The 1,061-nt window shown below is 35.6% G+C and carries 1 protein-coding gene; it reads left to right on the forward strand.

The genetic code is table 11. The annotated features are described in order from the left end of the window. Positions 1–37 precede the first annotated feature (37 nt). Positions 38–853, forward strand: coding sequence for a phosphotransferase family protein (locus ACYQ4S_RS11945; protein ID WP_459771367.1), 816 nt, complete (start codon positions 38–40; stop codon positions 851–853). Positions 854–1,061: the final 208 nt, after the last annotated feature.

Genomic DNA, 1,061 nt, shown 5'->3' on the forward strand with positions numbered 1-1,061 from the left:
GCTGTTGGTACTTCAATTATAGCCGGTGGGGCTCATTTTGTCTTTAAAAAAGAAACATCCCTCGACCATTTTTTCTCAAAATCGGTCGAGGGATGTATTCATTTTAGGGGAGTTTTTTCCCAGCCCCGAAAGATCAGACAAAGAAATCTATCGTAAAGGTGACAAAGTCATTATAAAATTTGATTCATCGTTCTCAAAAGCTAATATTTTAAACGAAGCCTTAAACCAGTCAAGAATTGAAGAGACTGGACTTAACATTCCCAAATTACATGAAGTCCGATTGCTAGATGATGACCAAATGATTGTGATGGATTATGTACCAGGCAACACTTTGCAAGAATTAATGGATGAAAATCCAGAAAAAATGGATGAATACTTAGAGCTATTTGTTGATTTACAAATAGCCATCCATCAAGAAAGAGCTCCTCTACTAAATGAGATGCATAGTAAAATGAGTCGAAAAATTGCGAATAGCGGTTTAAACGCAACCATTCGTTATGAATTAGATAGTCGGTTAGCAGGGATGCCTGTTCATAATAAAGTTTGTCATGGTGATTTCAATCCAACAAACATTATTATTACAGATGATGAAGAGGCTTACGTCCTTGACTGGTCTCACGTGACTCAAGGAAATGGTTCACATGATGCTGCCACTACGTATCTCGACTTTTATTTAAAAGGCGAGAAAGAATTAGCAGAAAAATACATCAAACTATATGCTGAAAAAACAAATACCGCTCTTCAATATATTTTGAAGTGGTGCCCAATTGTTGCTGCTGAGCAATTAGCTAAGGGAATTAAAGAAAATGAAGAATTCTTAATGCGATGGGTCGATGTTGTAGAATACGAATAAAAAATAAAAATAAAAGAGGACTAGATTCAATTGAACTGCTCCCTGTCAAGTAGACAGGTAAAAAAAAACACCTATGGATTTTTAAACTGGACCCTATAGAATAGACACGGATAAAAAACCCTTATTCGTTCTCTATTTTATAGGGTTCTTTATTGTATAATGAACCCAACTATATGAGTTCAAAGGAGAGCGTTGACATGGGAAGAAA

The organism is Alkalibacterium sp. s-m-28, assembly GCF_054658175.1.